The organism is Lacrimispora sinapis, assembly GCF_043633585.1.
Taxonomy (GTDB): domain Bacteria; phylum Bacillota; class Clostridia; order Lachnospirales; family Lachnospiraceae; genus Lacrimispora; species Lacrimispora sinapis.
The window spans coordinates 2,092,209-2,108,836 of record NZ_CP141832.1 but is presented as its reverse complement, the minus strand read 5'-3'; the positions used below and the strand labels follow the sequence as shown (position 1 = coordinate 2,108,836).

Sequence of the window (16,628 nt, the reverse complement as noted above, 5' to 3'; positions counted from 1 at the left end):
GGGAGGGGATGTTTTATGGCAAAGCCATGGCATCCTCTCTTTCATCAATACAGGGAATCTCATCAATACAGGGAATCAGGAGGCATATGTGAAGAAAGAAGTGGAAATTCTTGCTCCGGCAGGATCATTTGAAAGCATGAAAGCAGCAGTTGCGGCGGGAGCTGATGCGGTCTATATGGGTGGCAGCAGGTTCGGAGCCAGAGCGTTTGCTCAAAACCCGGAAGAGGACAAGCTTTTGGAAGCCATAGATTATGTGCATCTTCATGGGCGAAAGCTGTATCTTACGGTCAATACGCTGATGAAGGAACAGGAGATGGGAGAACTTTTTGATTATCTTCTTCCTTATTACAAACAGGGGCTTGATGCGGTGATCGTTCAGGATATGGGCGTTCTTTCCTTCATAAAGAAACACTTTCCTTCACTTCCCATTCATGCAAGTACCCAGATGACCATTACCGGTGCATACGGTGCTGAGATGTTAAAGGAACTGGGGGCAGAGCGGGTAGTCACGGCCAGGGAATTGTCATTAAAAGATATTGAGCAGATTCGTGACCATGTGGATGTGGAAATCGAAAGCTTTGTACATGGTGCATTGTGTTACTGCTATTCCGGACAGTGTCTTTTCAGCAGTCTGATCGGAGGACGAAGCGGGAACCGGGGAAGGTGTGCCCAAACCTGCCGTCTGCCTTATGAAGTCAAGCGGGATGGAAAGACGCTTGGAAAAAAAGAGGACCGTTACTGTCTGAGTCTAAAGGATTTAAGCACGTTAGACTTAATCCCGGATATGATTGAGGCCGGAGTCTATTCCATGAAGATTGAAGGAAGAATGAAAAGCCCCAGATATACGGCAGGGGTAGTAAGTATTTACCGCAAATACACGGACCTGTATTTAAATCATGGGAGAGAAGGGTACCGGGTCAGGGAAGAGGACCGGAAGGCTTTGCTGGATTTGTTTGACCGGGGAGGGCAGACCGACGGGTATTACAAGCGCCATAACGGACGTGATATGGTGGTCTGGAAGGAAAAACCTTCGTTTCGGGAGGGAAACCAGACGCTGTTTGATTTTTTGGATAAGAATTATGTGGAAAAAGAAATAAAAGAACCGGTCAGAGGTCATGCGTTCCTGGAAAAAGGCCAGCAGGCGTGCTTGTTCTTAGAAGCCTGCGGAAAGGAAATCACGGTTACAGGGGAGCTGGTGCAGACGGCTCAGAACCAGCCTATGACAGAAGAAAAGGTAAAAAAGCAGCTGGATAAGACAGGCAATACACCTTTTTACTTTGAACAGCTTGAGATACGGTTGAGTGGGGAGGTCTTTCTTCCGGTTCAGTCTTTAAATGATCTTCGCCGGAGAGGACTGGAGGAGCTTGAGCAGGCTGTTTTAAAGGATTACCGGAGAGAATCTGGGGAAAGTTCTCCTAAAGCAGAGGAGATACTTAACCATAGGAAGGAAAAGCCGATTGAAGTACCAAAGCTGACGGTTTCTCTGGAACGGCCGGATTGTCTGGAAGCAGCGGCAGCAAGCAGCCGGGTAAACCGTATTTATATTGATGCTGCAGAATTTGAACCGGAGCGGTGGGAAGCCTATGCAGACATGTGCCATAAGAATGGCAAGGAATGTATGCTTACCATGCCCCACATTTTCCGCAGCAGGGCAGAACAATTTTTTGATCAGCATGGAAAAGAACTTAAAGAAGCAGGGTTTGATGGCTTTTTGATCCGTTCGCTGGAGGAAGTGGGCTACTTGAAACAAAAAGGGATCAAGGGACATCTGGTATTTGATTTCGGTGTATACGGAATGAATCACTGGTCCCAGGAACTCCTGTTTCAGCTGGGGGCAGATGAGCTTACCTGGCCGGTAGAATTAAACAGCAGGGAATTGGGAAAACTAACCGTTCCGGGGGAACTTTTGATCTATGGCAGGCTGCCGATGATGGTGACCGCACAGTGCCTGCACCAAGGGACCGAACAGTGTGATAAGAATCCCACGCTTCTTCTGTTAAAAGACCGGATGGGCAAAGAGTTTCCTGTGAAAAATCACTGTAGATTCTGCTATAATTCCATTTATAATTCTGCTCCGTTATCTCTTCATGGATTTGAGGATGCAGTAAAGGCGCTGAAACCTTCATCCCTGCGGCTTCAATTTACCACTGAGGACAGAGTGCAGACGGAAGCTGTAATAAGAAGTTTTTCGGAAGAGTTTTATAACGGGCAGAGAGCAAAGCTGCCGCTTGAGGAATTTACAAGAGGTCATTTTAAACGTGGGGTAGAGTAGGTGGTATATGATTAATCTGATAATTGACGTATCCAGATATTTAATGATACTGTTGATCGCTTTATACACATATTTTAACTTTCGTGTATTTTCCACACGGGATGAGTACAAAAAAAAGAAAATATGCAGGCGGCAGAACATCGCTATGTTCCTGATTCATCTTCTGGCTTACCTGATCATATGGTTTGAGACGGAAGATGAACGGATGCTGGTGTTTTATCTGGCTCAGGTACTGTTCTTTCTTCTTTACCTGTTCCTGTACCGGTTGTTTTACCGAAATGTATCCAGACTGCTGGTCAATAATATGTGCATGCTTTTGACCGTAGGCTTTATTATGCTGACCAGACTTTCCTTTGACCGTGCCATGAAGCAGTTTGCCATTGTAGTGGCGGCGGCTCTCATTACCTGGGTGATCCCCTTTGTTATTGACCGTGTCTGGCAGCTGAGTAAGATTCCTTGGATCTACGGCATCGGAGGGCTTTTGCTTCTTGGTATTGTGTGCATCGCGGGAACCAGCAGCTATGGTGCCCAGCTTTCACTCGGGTTAGGCGAATTTTCCTTTCAGCCATCAGAGTTTGTGAAGATCAGTTATGTATTTTTTATCGCTACCATGTTTTACCGCTCTACCAGCTTTAAGACGGTGCTGGTTGTCACGGGAATTGCATCCCTCCATATTCTGATTCTTGTGCTCTCAAAGGATTTGGGAAGCGCACTTATTTTCTTTGTGACCTATGTTTTTATGCTGTTTGTCGCCACGGGCAAATGGCTGTATCTTCTGGCAGGAGCAGGAGGAGGTACGTTGGCATCCGTACTTGCCTTTTACCTGTTTGGACATGTAAGAACCCGGGTTTTGGCATGGCTAAATCCCTGGTCCGATATTGCCGGAAAGGGGTATCAGATCACCCAGTCCCTGTTTGCCATAGGCACCGGAGGCTGGTTTGGAATGGGACTTTACCGGGGACTGCCCAGAAAAATCCCGGTGGTGGAAAAGGATTTTATTTTTTCCGCCATTTCTGAAGAATTGGGCGCTGTCTTTGCATTATGTATCCTGTTTATCTGTCTTGGATGTTTTTTGCAGTTTATGATGATCGCCAGTAGGATGCAGGCGGTATTCTATAAACTGACCGCATTCGGCCTGGGCACCATCTACATTATCCAGGTGTTTTTGACCATAGGAGGCGTGACCAAATTTATTCCATCCACTGGTGTGACACTTCCGCTTGTCAGCTATGGCGGAAGCTCGATTTTAAGTACATTTATTATTTTCGGAATCATCCAGGGGCTATATATTTTAAAGCGCAATGAAGAGGAAGATGAGGAATATGAAGAATAATTCAAATCCAAAAGCAAACCATCATATGCTGATACTCACCTATGGAGTCGTGCTTTTGTTTGTAGGACTGGCGGCTTATTATTGCTATTTTCTTTTTGTAAAAAGCGATACTGTGATCAATAATTCCTATAATGCAAGGCTGGACAATTTCGCTGACCGTGTGGTGCGGGGAGAGATTCAAAGCAGTGACGGAAGGGTTCTTGCACGAACCGATGTAGATGGGGAGGGAAAGGAAACCAGGGTCTATCCCTTTGATTCTTTGTTTGCTCATGCAGTAGGATATTCCACCAATGGGAAAACCGGTCTGGAGGCTATTTCTAATTTTTATCTGCTTACCAGTCATGTGAACATCATAGAACAGATAGTCAATGAGATGTCATCCATTAAGAATCAGGGAGACAATGTAGTGTCTACCCTTGACGTGGATATCCAGAAAGCGGCCTATGACGCCTTGGGGAAGAGAAATGGAGCGGTGGTGGTTCTTGAACCGGATACCGGAAAGATACTGGCCATGGTATCAAAACCCGATTATAACCCCAACACCCTGCTTGCCGACTGGAACCGTTTGGTGGCGGAAGAAAATACTTCCGGCCAGCTTTTGAACCGGGCCACACAGGGGTTGTATCCTCCCGGATCCACCTTTAAGCTGGTGACTGCTTTGGAATATATGAGAGAGAATCCGGCGAATTACAGGGATTATACCTTTGACTGCAATGGAATCTATAAAAATGGAGCGTACACCATCAAATGTTATCATGAAACAGCCCACGGTCACCAGAATCTTCAGCAGGCCTTTGCAAATTCCTGCAACGGAGCCTTTGCAAACCTGGGTCTATCTCTGGACTTAAATGGTTTAAAGAAAACGGCAGACCAGCTGTTGTTCAATTCGGACTTGGCTCTTCCTGTTGCTTACAATAGGAGTTCCTATTCCATGGAGGCAGGTGCTGATACATGGCAGGTTCTCCAAACCTCCATTGGACAGGGACAAACCCAGATCACGCCCATTCATAATGCCATGATGACGGCAGCCATTGCAAACGGCGGGACTCTTATGAAGCCATATCTCATTGATCATGTAGAAAATGCGGGAGGAGATGTGATCAAAAAATTTATGCCCCAGTCCTATGGAAGTCTGATGACTGCAGAAGAGTCTGCGGCATTGACGGAATTTATGAAATCCGTAGTCACAGACGGAACTGGTTCTGCCCTCCGGACAGATGCCTATACGGTAGCAGGAAAAACCGGTTCTGCGGAGTTTGAAACGGGAAAAGAGACCCATGCATGGTTTATCGGTTTTGCTCCTGCCGAGCAGCCCAGAGTGGTTGTCAGCGTGATTGTAGAAGAGGGTGGTTCCGGCGGAAAGGCTGCTGCTCCCATAGCCAGAAAACTTTTTGATTTATATTTTTCCAGAGGATGAAGGATGTGACATTTGCTTTCCGAGATTACAGACTTGCATATAAGGCCAAAAAGAGGTATACTATAGCCAGTCTATGAGACACACCAAAATCGGAATTTTCAAGAGATGTCCGGTTCACTCTGGAGGAATTGCAATGATAGAAGCAACGAGTTGTGGCGGTGTGGTTATTTTTCGAGGTAAAATTCTGGTTTTATATAAGAATTACAAGAACAAATATGAAGGTTGGGTTTTGCCAAAGGGAACAGTAGAAGCGGGTGAAGAGTATAAAGAGACGGCACTCCGGGAAGTAAAGGAAGAAACCGGGGTCAGTGCGTCTATTATCAAGTACATCGGCAAGAGCCAGTACTCTTTTAATACGCCCCAAGATATGGTGGAAAAGGATGTACACTGGTATCTAATGATGGCCGACAGCTATTACAGTAAACCACAACGGGAAGAATATTTTATTGATTCAGGATATTACAAGTTCCATGAAGCGTATCATCTTCTTAAATTTTCCAATGAAAAACAGATTTTAGAAAAAGCATATAATGAGTATCTGGATTTGAAGAAGAGCAACCTTTGGGGCAATAAGAAGTATTTCTGAGCGGATCACAGGAAGAGCCGGGAAAGTGAAACATTACTTTTCCGGCTCTTTTGCATGAAAATCCGATCCATAAGTTAAAAGGAAGATTCCAGTTCTTCTAATTTAGTTGTCAGACTATTTATATTCAGTTCAAAGATAAGACCATCCTGTTTGCTGCTTTCCATGATATTATTAATGAAAGAAGATGGGTTGATCATTGGCTCCTGCCGGCGGTTCGCAATCACATCAAGATCTTCTACAGATACAATTTCATCGACCACAATTCCCCATTTAATGCCATCTAAGATGAGTACCATCTCTTTAAAGATGGTGGAGCGGAATATGTCTTTTGTCTGGTCTAAAAGGGATAAAATGGCAGGCATATATTCTTCCTTAGCCAGTCTTAATATCTCTGACAATCGGGCTTTATTCTCTTCATTGTCCTTATTCAACATGTAATGTTCTGCTTCAACAGCGGACTGATGCAGCTTTTCATGAGGTTCTTCCATTTTTTTTAGATGAGCGCTTACTGTCTGGTTATCGGTGGTGAATTTGTCGTACCACTTACCAAGAGCACACTGATGGGAATCCTTTGCAAGAGAAAAGGTTCCGCCTTCTGTTATGTAGCGTTCTAAGCCGTTTACCCAGTTTATGTGATCCTGTTTTCTTGCGTCAATCATTTCTTCAAAATCGTTATATTCGCTGGTAATGGATTTAAGTCCGAAGGTAATACGCAGATCCAGCATCTGAATAACCTGATCTCTGTATTTGAACATGCCCAATACATTGGCAGGAGCTGAAGGGATGGTGCTGTATTCCGGAATCTGCACAATGGTTGATATGTATTTGCTGTTAATACAGTATAGGGAACCGTTGAGTTTGAAAATTATGTATGGACATTTGTTCTCATTTTCCATTATTTGTTATACCTTACCTTTTTCTTTCGTATTTTTCCTTCCCATTATAGAACTTATCTCAGCATAGTTCAACAGCTTTTGAGGAAAAATATGTTTTAAAACTTAATTATAAGACTATCAATAACTGGAAAATCAGGGTATAATGATACTGGATATCGGATTTAATTTGTTTGGAGGGAAAAAAATGATAAAGTACTACGACGGCGATATTTTCGCTTCTGATGCAGATATCATATGCCATCAGGTGAATTGCCAGGGCGTTTTTGAACGGGGACTTGACGGTCAGATCAAAAAAATGTTCCCGGAGGTAGAAAAAACATATAAGATATTAACAAAACAGTGGCAGGAACAGGCCGGAGGAAAGACCGCTGAACTGCTCGGAAGGGTTTCTGCACAGCCGGTTAAGAAAGATGACCGGTGGTTTTTAATTGCCAACTTATACGGTCAGAATAATTATGGGAAAAGTGGTCTGTATACCGACTATAAGGCTCTGGAAAAAGCCGTTCAGGAGATAAGGGATTTTGTAGATGTGAGAAATAAACACGAAAAGATAGCGTTTCCATATAAAATCGGCTGCGGCAATGCCGGAGGAGATTGGGAGATCGTGAAGGGAATCCTGGAGAGGGTTTTCGAGGGATATGAAGGAGAAGTACAGATTTGGAATCATGAAAAAATGAAATAAGAGTTATATCCGGGAGGAATGAACATGGCAAAAGTAAGCTCATTGAGCCGCAGTATCAATACATTTTACGTGGAATGGAGTGCACTTAACCACTACTTGTCATCCTATGAATGCGATCGGAATGGGATTGCGTATATTGGCTTCTCAGATCCGAGGGTTCAAAAGCTTTGGAAGGGATTATCCACTCAGGAACGCCGGGAGATCATGAAGCGTTCGGGTTCCAAGAATGAAACAGAATTGCTGAATTATTTCACTTGATTCCATCACGGATCAAGGGAAGAATGGAGAATTACATGTCAGAAAGAAAATTTGTAGTAGTTGACGGATCTTCCATGCTGTCGACATGCTATTATGCGGTTTTACCCAGAGAGATTATGTTCGCCAAGACAGAAGAGGAAAAGCAAAGGCATTATGAGAAGATCCTTCATGCTAAGGATGGAACTTATACCAATGCTATATTTGGCATGCTCAAGATGGTAGTATCTCTGATGAAAAAGCAGCAGCCAGATTATATCGCTTTTGTTTTTGATAAAACCAGGGATACCTTCCGCAGGGAATTATATGCCGATTATAAAGGGACAAGGGGTGCCACACCGGAACCTTTAAAAAATCAGTTTGTGCTGATGGAACAAATTCTGGAGGATGTTGGCTTTCAGGTGCTTTACAGCGAGCGGTATGAAGCGGATGATTATGCAGGAAGTCTTGTTATGAAGTTCCGGGAGGAGATTCCCATGATTCTTCTGACAAAGGATCATGATTATTTGCAGCTGGTGAATAATGAATACAATGTACGTGCCTGGATGGTCCAGTCCAGACAGGAAAAAGCAGACGAGTTGTATAAAAAATATTATTCTTTCTACGGAATATCAAAACAAGAAGTCAACCTGCCTGAAAAGGTATTTGAATATACATCGGATACTGTCTTTTACGAAGAGGGAGTAAGACCGGAACAGATTGCAGATTTAAAAGGAATACAGGGCGATACTTCAGATAATATTCCCGGAGTCAAAGGTGTGAGCAGTGCAGCTCCCATACTGCTTCGCGAATATGGTACCGTGGAGGAGATTTACCGCGTCATCCATGAAGCGGAAGCGGATAAAAAGCGTTTGAAACAATTACAGGATTTTTGGAAAAATGAATTGGGAATCTCACGTTCCCCGTATAAAGCCCTGACAAAGACCAGCGAAGAAGAATTGTGCGGAGAAAAAGCCGCCATGATGTCAAAGGAGCTGGCCACCATGAAGCTGGATATTCCCATTGATTTGGAGCTTTCTGCATTTACAGCAGAATCCTATCAGGAGGAAAAGGTCCGGGAATGGCTTTTAAAGCTTGATATTAAGGAAGCTTCCATTTTTGGAACAGGGATGTAATGCAAAGAAAAGTATTTTTTCATAGCCTTTGGAGACACTCATAGAGAATATGCCTGATTTTAATAAAGGAGAAACCAAACATGAATAAAACTTATGAAGCTTTGAGCTCATTACTGGAAAGGACGATGGCATTGCAGACTTCCCTTGTCCTTTTTGAATGGGACAACGAAACACTGGCACCGGAAGATGCCGGTTCTTATACGTCCAGAGTAATTGGTTTGCTTTCCCAGGAGTATTACCGGAACATAACCGGTGATGAGATGGAAAAAGCCATTGAAGCCTGTGAGAAAGAGGAAGACCTTCATGATGTGCAGCGGGCGATCGTAAAAGCTGCGAAAGAGGCCAGAGAAGATTTGATCTGTATTCCGGCTGAGGAATACAGGGACAATGCCCAGTTAGTGGCAGAAGCCGGAAGGATTTGGTCAAAGGCCAAGAAGGATGAAGACTTTGACTCTTTTGCCCCCACTCTTGAGAAGGTCATCGGTTTTAGAAAGAAATTTGCTTCTTACCGTAAAAAGGAAGGCCAAAAGCTCTACGATACGATGCTGAACGAGTTTGAGAAGGATTTTAATGAGGAACTTCTTGATGAATTTTTCAATCAGCTAAAGACGGAGATTGTGCCTTTGTTGAAGGAAATCATGGAGAAGGGAAAAACCATTGATGATTCATTCCTCATCGGCGGTTATCCCGTAGATAAGCAGAAAAAGATGGCAGAATTCCTGGCAGAATATGTGGGGTTTGACTTTAAAAAAGGTGTGCTATCCGTCAGTGCTCATCCTTTTACGACCAATCTCCATAACCATGATGTGAGGATCACCACCAGCTATCACGATAAGATGGACGTTTCCATGTTTTCTGTTATCCATGAAGCCGGGCATGGTCTTTATGAACTTGGGATCAGCGATGAGATCACCCAGACACCCTTAGGACAGGGTACCTCTATGGGGATGCATGAATCCCAGTCCCGCTTTTTTGAGAACATCATTGGAAGAAACGAAGCTTTCTGGGAACCCATATATGGGAAATTGATAGAGCTTTATCCGGATAAGTTAAAAGACATTCCGTTGAAAAAGTTTATTGAAGCGATCAACAAGGTAGAGCCAAACTTTATCAGAACTGAAGCAGATGAGCTTACTTACAGCCTTCATATTTTAATCCGGTATGAATTGGAAAAGATGATCATAGAGGAAGACATTGATTTAAAAGAGCTTCCAAAGCTATGGGCAGACAAATACGAAGAATATTTAGGGGTTCGTCCCCAAAAGTTTTCCGAAGGGATTCTTCAGGACATTCACTGGTCCCAAAGCTCTTTTGGTTACTTCCCGTCTTATGCACTGGGGAATGCCTTTGGAGCCCAGCTTTATTACCACATGAAAAAAGAAATGGATTTTGACGAACTTTTGCGCACAGGAAAGATCAGTGTCATCAGGGAGTATTTACGGGAGCATGTGCACAAGTACGGAAAAATGAAAACCAGCCGGGAAATCTTAAAGGATGTGACAGGGGAAGATTTTAATCCTGATTATTTCATTCAGTACTTAAAGGAAAAATACCGCAAGCTGTATGATTTGTCATAAGTCCTGAAGCAACGGTCTGAAATAAACCAAAAACCCCAGAAGTGAACGTATTTTCACTCCTGGGGTTTTGCTATGAACCCTTTCGCTCTTTGTGGCTTTTGGAATAGTAATCATTGATCTCCGCTCCGAAGAACAGGATACAAATGCAGGTATAGAGCCAGAGCATCAGCAGCACAATGGCGGTAAGGCTTCCGTACATAACCGAATAATTCCCAAAATTATTAAAATAAATCGAAAAGATAAATGAGAAGGAAATCCAGCCGGCGGTGGAGAAAACAGCCCCCGGAAGCTGCTTTGAGAACTGCTGCTTTTTAATGGGTACATAGGTATAAAGGAGTGCGAAGCAGAAGGTCAAAATGAAAATAAGCAAGGTACGGAAGGTAATGATATATTGGGTGATGCCGCCAAGTACTGGAAAATGACGGTACAGAAAACTCTGTATGGTGCCGCTAAGCACCAAGAGCACAAGGGTCAGGATACAGATGACCAAAAAAACCAAAGTGTATCCCATACAAATGATTCTGGTCATAACGTAGTTCCTTTTTTTCGGCTGGTGGAAAACCCGGTTTAAGCCCCGCTCAATGCTTAACATCCCCCGGGATGAAGACCAGATGGCAGCTACGGCACTGACGGAAAGGACCGCTGCCGGAGTAGTGGTATAAAGATTGTCGATAACAGTCACGAGAACACTGTTCATCTCCATGGTGTTGGGAATGATTGTAATCACAAGCTGTAAGAGATTGGCTTTGGTAATGGGGGGAATAAACTGGACCAGGGCCAGCAGGACCATCATAAATGGAAATGCTGCTATAATTGAAAAAAATGAGGCTTGGGCAGCGTAAACAGTCATTTCATCTTTGCTATATTTATCATAAATCTGTTTCCCACGCAATAAGAATCGAATCATAATGCCTCCCTTTTCGTATTTCACTCTGCGATTGTATGTGAGGCAGAGCAATCAGGCTTACTGCTATAAGCATATTATCATGGGACAAAAAAAATATCAAGGCACCCCATTTTTGATTTTTAAAGGGAAACAAGGGAGAGAATTGACAAACCAGAAGATAAACTTTAGAATGAATCAAGAAGGAGGGAATGATGGACTACATTTCTGCAAAAAACATTGTGATTAAGACAAACAACCCCGGCAACTGGTTTGGAATTGATTACAATATGAACATTTACAGAGGGTGCTGTCATGGCTGTATTTACTGCGACAGCCGCTCTGACTGCTACCGGATTGATCACTTTGATACCGTAAGGGTGAAAGAAGATGCACTTCGGATCATTCGGGATGATTTAAGGCGTAAAGTAAAAAGCGGTGTTGTTGGAACTGGTTCCATGAGCGATCCCTATAATCCCTTTGAAAAAGAAATGGAGCTTACAAGACACGCATTGGAATTGATTGATGCTTTTGGCTTCGGAGCCTCCATCGCAACAAAAAGTGCACTGTTAAAACGGGATATTGATGTGCTCTTGGGCATCAGGGAGCATTCGCCGGTCATCTGCAAAGTGACAGTAACCACAACCGATGACGGCCTGGCGAAAAAGGTTGAGCCTTATGTGTCTGTGCCCACCCAACGTCTGGAACTGATCCAGGCACTGAGCGGGAAAGGGATATTTACGGGCATTTTAATGATGCCCATTCTTCCCTTTCTGGAAGACAATGAAGATAATATCCGGTCTATTGTAAAAGCAGCCCATGAGGTTGGCGCTGCTTTTATCTATCCGGCATTAGGTGTGACTTTGCGCAACAATCAAAGGGAATGGTATTTTGACCGCCTGCGGGAGCAGTTTCCGGAGCGTGATCTGGTGACAGAATATATGAAGCGTTATGGAAACAGCTATCAATGTCCAAGTCCCGAAAGTAAAAAGCTTTGGAGCATATTTTCAAAGGAATGCGAGCGTTATGGTATCCTGTACCGCATGCCGGATATCATTCATTCCTATAAGAAGAATTACCAGATCACCCAGTTAAGTCTGTTTGATTAAAAAGACATCTCTTCGCCGAAACAAGATACGAATTCCTTGGCTATGTTTGATACATAGCCATTTTTTTTATATACGGCAGCAATCCGTGTTACGGTGTCCACGGAGTCGATCTCCCGAAACACCAGACCGGTACTGTTTTCCATCTCGCTGATGGATTTTGGAACAAGGGCGATACCAAGCCCGGATTTTGCCCATTGCAGACAGGTTCTTGCATCGTCATTGCGGCAAAAAATATAAGGTTCCATTCCTATATTTTGAAATGCAGTCGATATGATGGCATCGAAACGGCGGTAATAGATCAGCGGTTTTCCGGTAAGCTCGGTCAGTTTGATTCTGCTGGTGTTTATTTCCGGAAAAAAGAAAGGGTTACCTACCGCCATCAGCGGTTCTTCCAGGCCATAGACACATTCTAAGCCTTCCCCATAAAAAGGAGTCCGGATGACGGCACATTCAATGATCCCGTTTTTCATTTTTTCTATCAGCTCATAGGTGTTGCCTTCTGTAATTTCAAACCGGACATTGGGATGGGATGCGCAGAATGTCTTTAAAAAATTGGTCAAGAGGTTTCCAGAGGAAGAGATAGCTCCAAGCTTTAAAACACCTTTGGCAGAGGAGGGAAAATGATGGAGCTCTTCTGTGACCGCCTCCATCATGGAAAGGATATCCTTGGCGCGGGAATAAAGAAAAGCACCGGCTTCTGTCAGCTCTGTCTTTCTGGAACCCCGCTCCAGCAGTTTTAATCCCAGTTCTTGTTCCAGAAGCATGATCTGTTTGCTTAAAGGCGGCTGAGACAGTCCCAGCTTTTTGGATGCGGCGGTAAAACTGCCGGTTTCTGCAACGGTCAAAAAATAATATAGTTGTTTTGAATTAAGTGGATTCATTTGGCACATCCTTTATTTCATAATGTATAGCGATTTATACTTGTAATATTATACCAGAATGATATAATATTACAATAAAATATTCCAAAAGAGTATGAATTTATAAAATCGGAGGAATTTAGAATGAAGGAACTCCTGAAATATCTGAAAAATTATAAGCTGGAAAGCGTCCTGGGACCGTTGTTTAAGCTCCTGGAAGCCAGCTTTGAACTTCTGGTGCCGCTGGTCATGGCCAAGGTCATTGATGTGGGCATTAAATCCCAGGATACGTCTTATATCCTAAAGATGGGAGGGCTGCTGGTTCTTCTTGGGCTCATTGGCCTTGCAAGTGCCATAACTGCCCAGTATTTTGCGGCAAAAGCGGCAGCCGGTTTTGGAACTTCCTTGCGGAATGATCTATTTGCCCATATAAATAAACTTTCCTACCGGGAGATTGATGCCGTTGGAACAGCCACACTCATCACCAGAATGACCAGTGATGCCAATCAGGTACAGTCGGGAGTCAACATGTTCCTTCGCCTGTTTCTGCGTTCCCCCTTCGTTGTATTCGGTGCCATGATCATGGCATTTACCATCAATTTCCGGGCAGCCATGGTCTTTGCGGTGACCATACCCATATTATCAGTGGTTATATTCGGAATTATGATTGTCAGCATGCCATTGTACCGGAACGTTCAAAAGCAGCTGGATCAGGTCCTGCTGACAGCCAGAGAAAATCTGCTGGGGGTCCGTGTGATCCGTGCCTTTAACCGCCAGAAGGATGAGGTCCAAAGATTTGAAGAGGAGAACCGTCTTTTAGTCCGATTCCAGGTATTTGTGGGGAAAATCTCTGCTTTGATGAATCCTCTTACTTACGTGATCATTAACCTGGGAATCATTGTTTTGATAAATACCGGGGCAGGAAGTGTGGATCGGGGAATCATCAGCCAGGGTCAAGTCGTTGCCTTGGTGAATTATATGTCTCAGATTCTGGTGGAGCTTGTGAAACTGGCCAATTTAATCATTACCATATCAAAAGCACTGGCCTGTGCAAACCGGATCAATTCTGTGTTCCAGCAAAAACCAGGAATTGCAGATACGGTTCACACAAAGGCCACAGAAGCGCCGGAAGCACCAAAAGTATCCTTTGACCGCATGACTTTTTATTATGAGGAGGCAAAAGCTCCGGCACTCAGTGATATTTCCTTTCAGGCAAAGAAAGGGGAGACGATCGGGATCATCGGCGGCACAGGTTCCGGTAAGACCACCTTGGTAAATCTCATCCCAAGATTTTATGATGTGACAGATGGCTCTGTAAAGGTGGGAGGAACCGATGTGAGAGAGTATCCTTTAGGACAGCTTCGGGAGCTGGTGGGAATCGTTCCGCAGAAATCCGTTCTGTTTAAAGGCTCTCTTCGTGAAAACATGCAGTGGGGGAAAAAAGATGCCACCGATGAGGAAATTTACAAGGCACTTGCAATTGCGCAGGCCAAGGAATTTGTTGATGAGAAGAGAGAAGGTCTGGATTTTGTAATCCAGGCAGGAGGTAAAAATTTATCGGGAGGCCAGAGACAAAGGCTGACGATCGCAAGAGCGCTGGTGAAAGAGCCCCAAATTCTGATTATGGATGACAGTGCCTCCGCATTGGATTTTGCAACGGATGCAAGACTTAGAAAGGCGATCAAAGAGGGGACAAAAGATATGACGGTATTTATCGTTTCCCAAAGGGCCTCCACCATCAAGAATGCGGATCAGATCGTAGTTCTTGATGAAGGAAAGATGGCTGGCTGCGGAACCCACAAAGAGTTATTGCAGACCTGTGACGTTTACCGGGAAATCTGCCTGTCTCAGTTATCCGAAAAGGAGGTACAGTAAAATGGCTGTCATTAAACACCGATCTACCATCAAACGTGTCCTTGGCTGTATCAGCCGGTATCAATGGGCCGTTACGGCTTCCTTGATCTGTGCATTCGTTACCGTGCTGCTGACACTGTATGTACCGATTCTCATAGGCCGTGCCATTGACTGTGTGGCAGGGAAAGGCAATGTTGATTTTGCCGGTATGGCGGCCATCTTAAAGCAGATGGCAATCGTAATATCCCTGACGGCAGCAGCTCAGTGGCTGATGAGCCACATCAACAACTGGATGACTTATCAGGTAGTAAAGGATATAAGGACCCAGGCCTTTCACAAACTGGAAATTCTTCCGTTAAAATATGTGGATTCTCATTCCCATGGAGATATTATCAGCAGGATCATAGCGGATATAGACCAGTTTTCCGATGGACTTTTAATGGGGTTTACCCAGCTTTTTACCGGAGTATTGACCATACTGGGAACCTTGCTCTTTATGTTTTACATCAATCCGGTGATTGCGGCAGTGGTTGTGGTGATAACTCCGGTTTCCCTGTTTGCAGCCAGTTTTATTGCAAAGAAAACCTACCATTTGTTTCAGATGCAGTCAAAGACCCGGGGAGAACTGACTTCCCTCATTGATGAAATGCTGGGAAATCAAAAAGTCGTTCAGGCCTTTGGCCATGAAAAGGAAGCGCAGGAAAAGTTTGAGACAATCAATGAGGAACTTCGGATATGGGGGCTGAAAGCGACCTTTTTCTCCTCCATCACCAACCCGGCTACCCGGTTTGTAAACAGTTTTGTTTATGCATGTGTAGGAATTGCGGGTGCATTTGCGGCGATCAATGGTCTATTGACCGTTGGACAGCTGACCAGTTTTTTGAATTATGCCAATCAATATACCAAACCGTTTAATGAAATATCGGGAGTGGTGACAGAGCTTCAGAATGCATTGGCGTCCGCGGCAAGAGTGTTTGAACTGATTGACGAAGAACCACAGATTCCCGATGATCCGGATGCATTGGTTCTTTCAGAAGCAAATGGAGAGGTACACCTGGAACATGTGGACTTTTCCTACAATCCCCAGGTTTCTTTGATTGAAAATATGAATCTTTTGGTGAAGCCAGGGCAGAGAGTTGCCATAGTGGGTCCTACCGGATGTGGAAAAAGTACGGTCATCAATCTGCTCATGCGTTTCTATGACGTAGATTCCGGCTCCATTCAGGTAGATGGAACCGATATCCGCCATATAACAAGAGAGAGCCTGAGGTCCAATTATGGAATGGTGCTGCAGGAAACCTGGCTGAAGTCAGGGACCATCAGGGAAAATATTGCATATGGAAAGCCGGAGGCATCGGAGGAAGAAGTGATACTGGCTGCAAAAGAAGCCCATGCCCACAGTTTCATTGAGCGTATGCCAAATGGCTATGATACGGTGATCTCAGAGGATGGGGGGAACTTATCTCAGGGACAAAAACAGCTTTTATGCATTGCCAGAGTGATGCTGTGCCTGCCTCCAATGCTGATTCTGGACGAAGCCACTTCTTCTATTGATACCAGAACTGAAATCAAGATTCAAAAGGCATTTTCCAAAATGATGGAGGGCAGGACCAGTTTCATCGTTGCCCACCGCCTGTCTACCATTAAGGAAGCGGATGTGATCCTGGTTATGAAGGACGGGCATATTATTGAACAGGGTACCCATGAAAATCTGCTGCTTCAAAATGGATTTTATGCACAGCTTTACAACAGCCAGTTTGCAGTATAATTACCAGAGCTTGTGGATCAG

The 16,628-nt window shown here is 44.2% G+C and carries 14 protein-coding genes; 11 read left to right on the top strand and 3 right to left on the bottom strand.

Annotation, left to right across the window (positions count from 1 at the left end):
• The first annotated feature begins 136 nt into the window (after positions 1-136).
• The 4 genes from VIG27_RS09790 (at position 137) to VIG27_RS09775 (ending at position 5,608) form a co-directional block, all read left to right on the top strand.
• Positions 137-2,272, top strand: a complete 2,136-nt coding sequence (locus tag VIG27_RS09790; protein ID WP_394527487.1) for a U32 family peptidase — start codon at positions 137-139, stop codon at positions 2,270-2,272.
• A 7-nt stretch (positions 2,273-2,279) separates the two neighbouring features.
• Positions 2,280-3,605 (top strand): FtsW/RodA/SpoVE family cell cycle protein, encoded by a 1,326-nt coding sequence (locus VIG27_RS09785; protein WP_394522308.1) that lies wholly within the window; start codon positions 2,280-2,282, stop codon positions 3,603-3,605.
• A complete protein-coding gene (locus tag VIG27_RS09780) occupies positions 3,595-5,022 on the top strand; it encodes a peptidoglycan D,D-transpeptidase FtsI family protein (RefSeq protein WP_394522307.1) in 1,428 nt (475 codons plus the stop codon). The genes VIG27_RS09785 and VIG27_RS09780 overlap by 11 nt, the downstream gene beginning before the upstream one ends.
• Positions 5,023-5,155: 133 nt before the next feature.
• Positions 5,156-5,608, top strand: coding sequence for an NUDIX hydrolase (locus tag VIG27_RS09775; RefSeq protein ID WP_002603763.1), 453 nt, complete (start codon positions 5,156-5,158; stop codon positions 5,606-5,608).
• A 74-nt stretch (positions 5,609-5,682) separates the two neighbouring features.
• On the opposite strand, the gene VIG27_RS09770 is transcribed toward VIG27_RS09775, so the two are convergent.
• On the bottom strand, positions 5,683-6,504 hold the full coding sequence (locus VIG27_RS09770; protein ID WP_394522306.1) for a CZB domain-containing protein: 822 nt from the start codon (positions 6,502-6,504) through the stop codon (positions 5,683-5,685).
• Between the two features lie 184 nt (positions 6,505-6,688).
• On the opposite strand from VIG27_RS09770, the gene VIG27_RS09765 reads away from it, so the two are divergent.
• From VIG27_RS09765 to VIG27_RS09750, 4 genes are all read left to right on the top strand, one after another.
• The gene (locus VIG27_RS09765) at positions 6,689-7,186 is read left to right on the top strand and encodes an appr-1-p processing (RefSeq protein ID WP_394522305.1); all 498 of its coding nucleotides are present in this window, start codon (positions 6,689-6,691) and stop codon (positions 7,184-7,186) included.
• 24 nt (positions 7,187-7,210) lie between these two features.
• Positions 7,211-7,444 (top strand): hypothetical protein, encoded by a 234-nt coding sequence (locus VIG27_RS09760; protein WP_394522304.1) that lies wholly within the window; start codon positions 7,211-7,213, stop codon positions 7,442-7,444.
• A 35-nt stretch (positions 7,445-7,479) separates the two neighbouring features.
• Positions 7,480-8,556 (top strand): 5'-3' exonuclease, encoded by a 1,077-nt coding sequence (locus tag VIG27_RS09755; RefSeq protein WP_394522303.1) that lies wholly within the window; start codon positions 7,480-7,482, stop codon positions 8,554-8,556.
• Between the two features lie 80 nt (positions 8,557-8,636).
• On the top strand, positions 8,637-10,133 hold the full coding sequence (locus VIG27_RS09750; RefSeq protein ID WP_394522302.1) for a carboxypeptidase M32: 1,497 nt from the start codon (positions 8,637-8,639) through the stop codon (positions 10,131-10,133).
• Between the two features lie 70 nt (positions 10,134-10,203).
• On the opposite strand, the gene VIG27_RS09745 is transcribed toward VIG27_RS09750, so the two are convergent.
• Positions 10,204-11,040, bottom strand: a complete 837-nt coding sequence (locus VIG27_RS09745) for a YihY/virulence factor BrkB family protein (RefSeq protein WP_394522301.1) — start codon at positions 11,038-11,040, stop codon at positions 10,204-10,206.
• 191 nt (positions 11,041-11,231) lie between these two features.
• Here VIG27_RS09745 and VIG27_RS09740 point away from each other — a divergent pair, with 191 nt between their 5' ends.
• Entirely contained in the window at positions 11,232-12,125 is an 894-nt protein-coding gene (locus tag VIG27_RS09740) for an SPL family radical SAM protein (RefSeq protein WP_394527485.1), read from the top strand.
• On the opposite strand, the gene VIG27_RS09735 is transcribed toward VIG27_RS09740, so the two are convergent.
• Positions 12,122-13,006, bottom strand: a complete 885-nt coding sequence (locus VIG27_RS09735; RefSeq protein ID WP_394522300.1) for a LysR family transcriptional regulator — start codon at positions 13,004-13,006, stop codon at positions 12,122-12,124. The genes VIG27_RS09740 and VIG27_RS09735 overlap by 4 nt on opposite strands.
• Before the next feature lie 123 nt (positions 13,007-13,129).
• Here VIG27_RS09735 and VIG27_RS09730 point away from each other — a divergent pair, with 123 nt between their 5' ends.
• Positions 13,130-14,860, top strand: a complete 1,731-nt coding sequence (locus VIG27_RS09730) for an ABC transporter ATP-binding protein (RefSeq protein ID WP_394522299.1) — start codon at positions 13,130-13,132, stop codon at positions 14,858-14,860.
• Between the two features lies 1 nt (position 14,861).
• Positions 14,862-16,607 carry an ABC transporter ATP-binding protein gene (locus tag VIG27_RS09725; protein ID WP_394522298.1) on the top strand — a complete coding sequence of 582 codons (1,746 nt, stop codon included), beginning with the start codon at positions 14,862-14,864 and terminating at the stop codon, positions 16,605-16,607.
• The last annotated feature ends 21 nt before the right edge of the window (positions 16,608-16,628 follow it).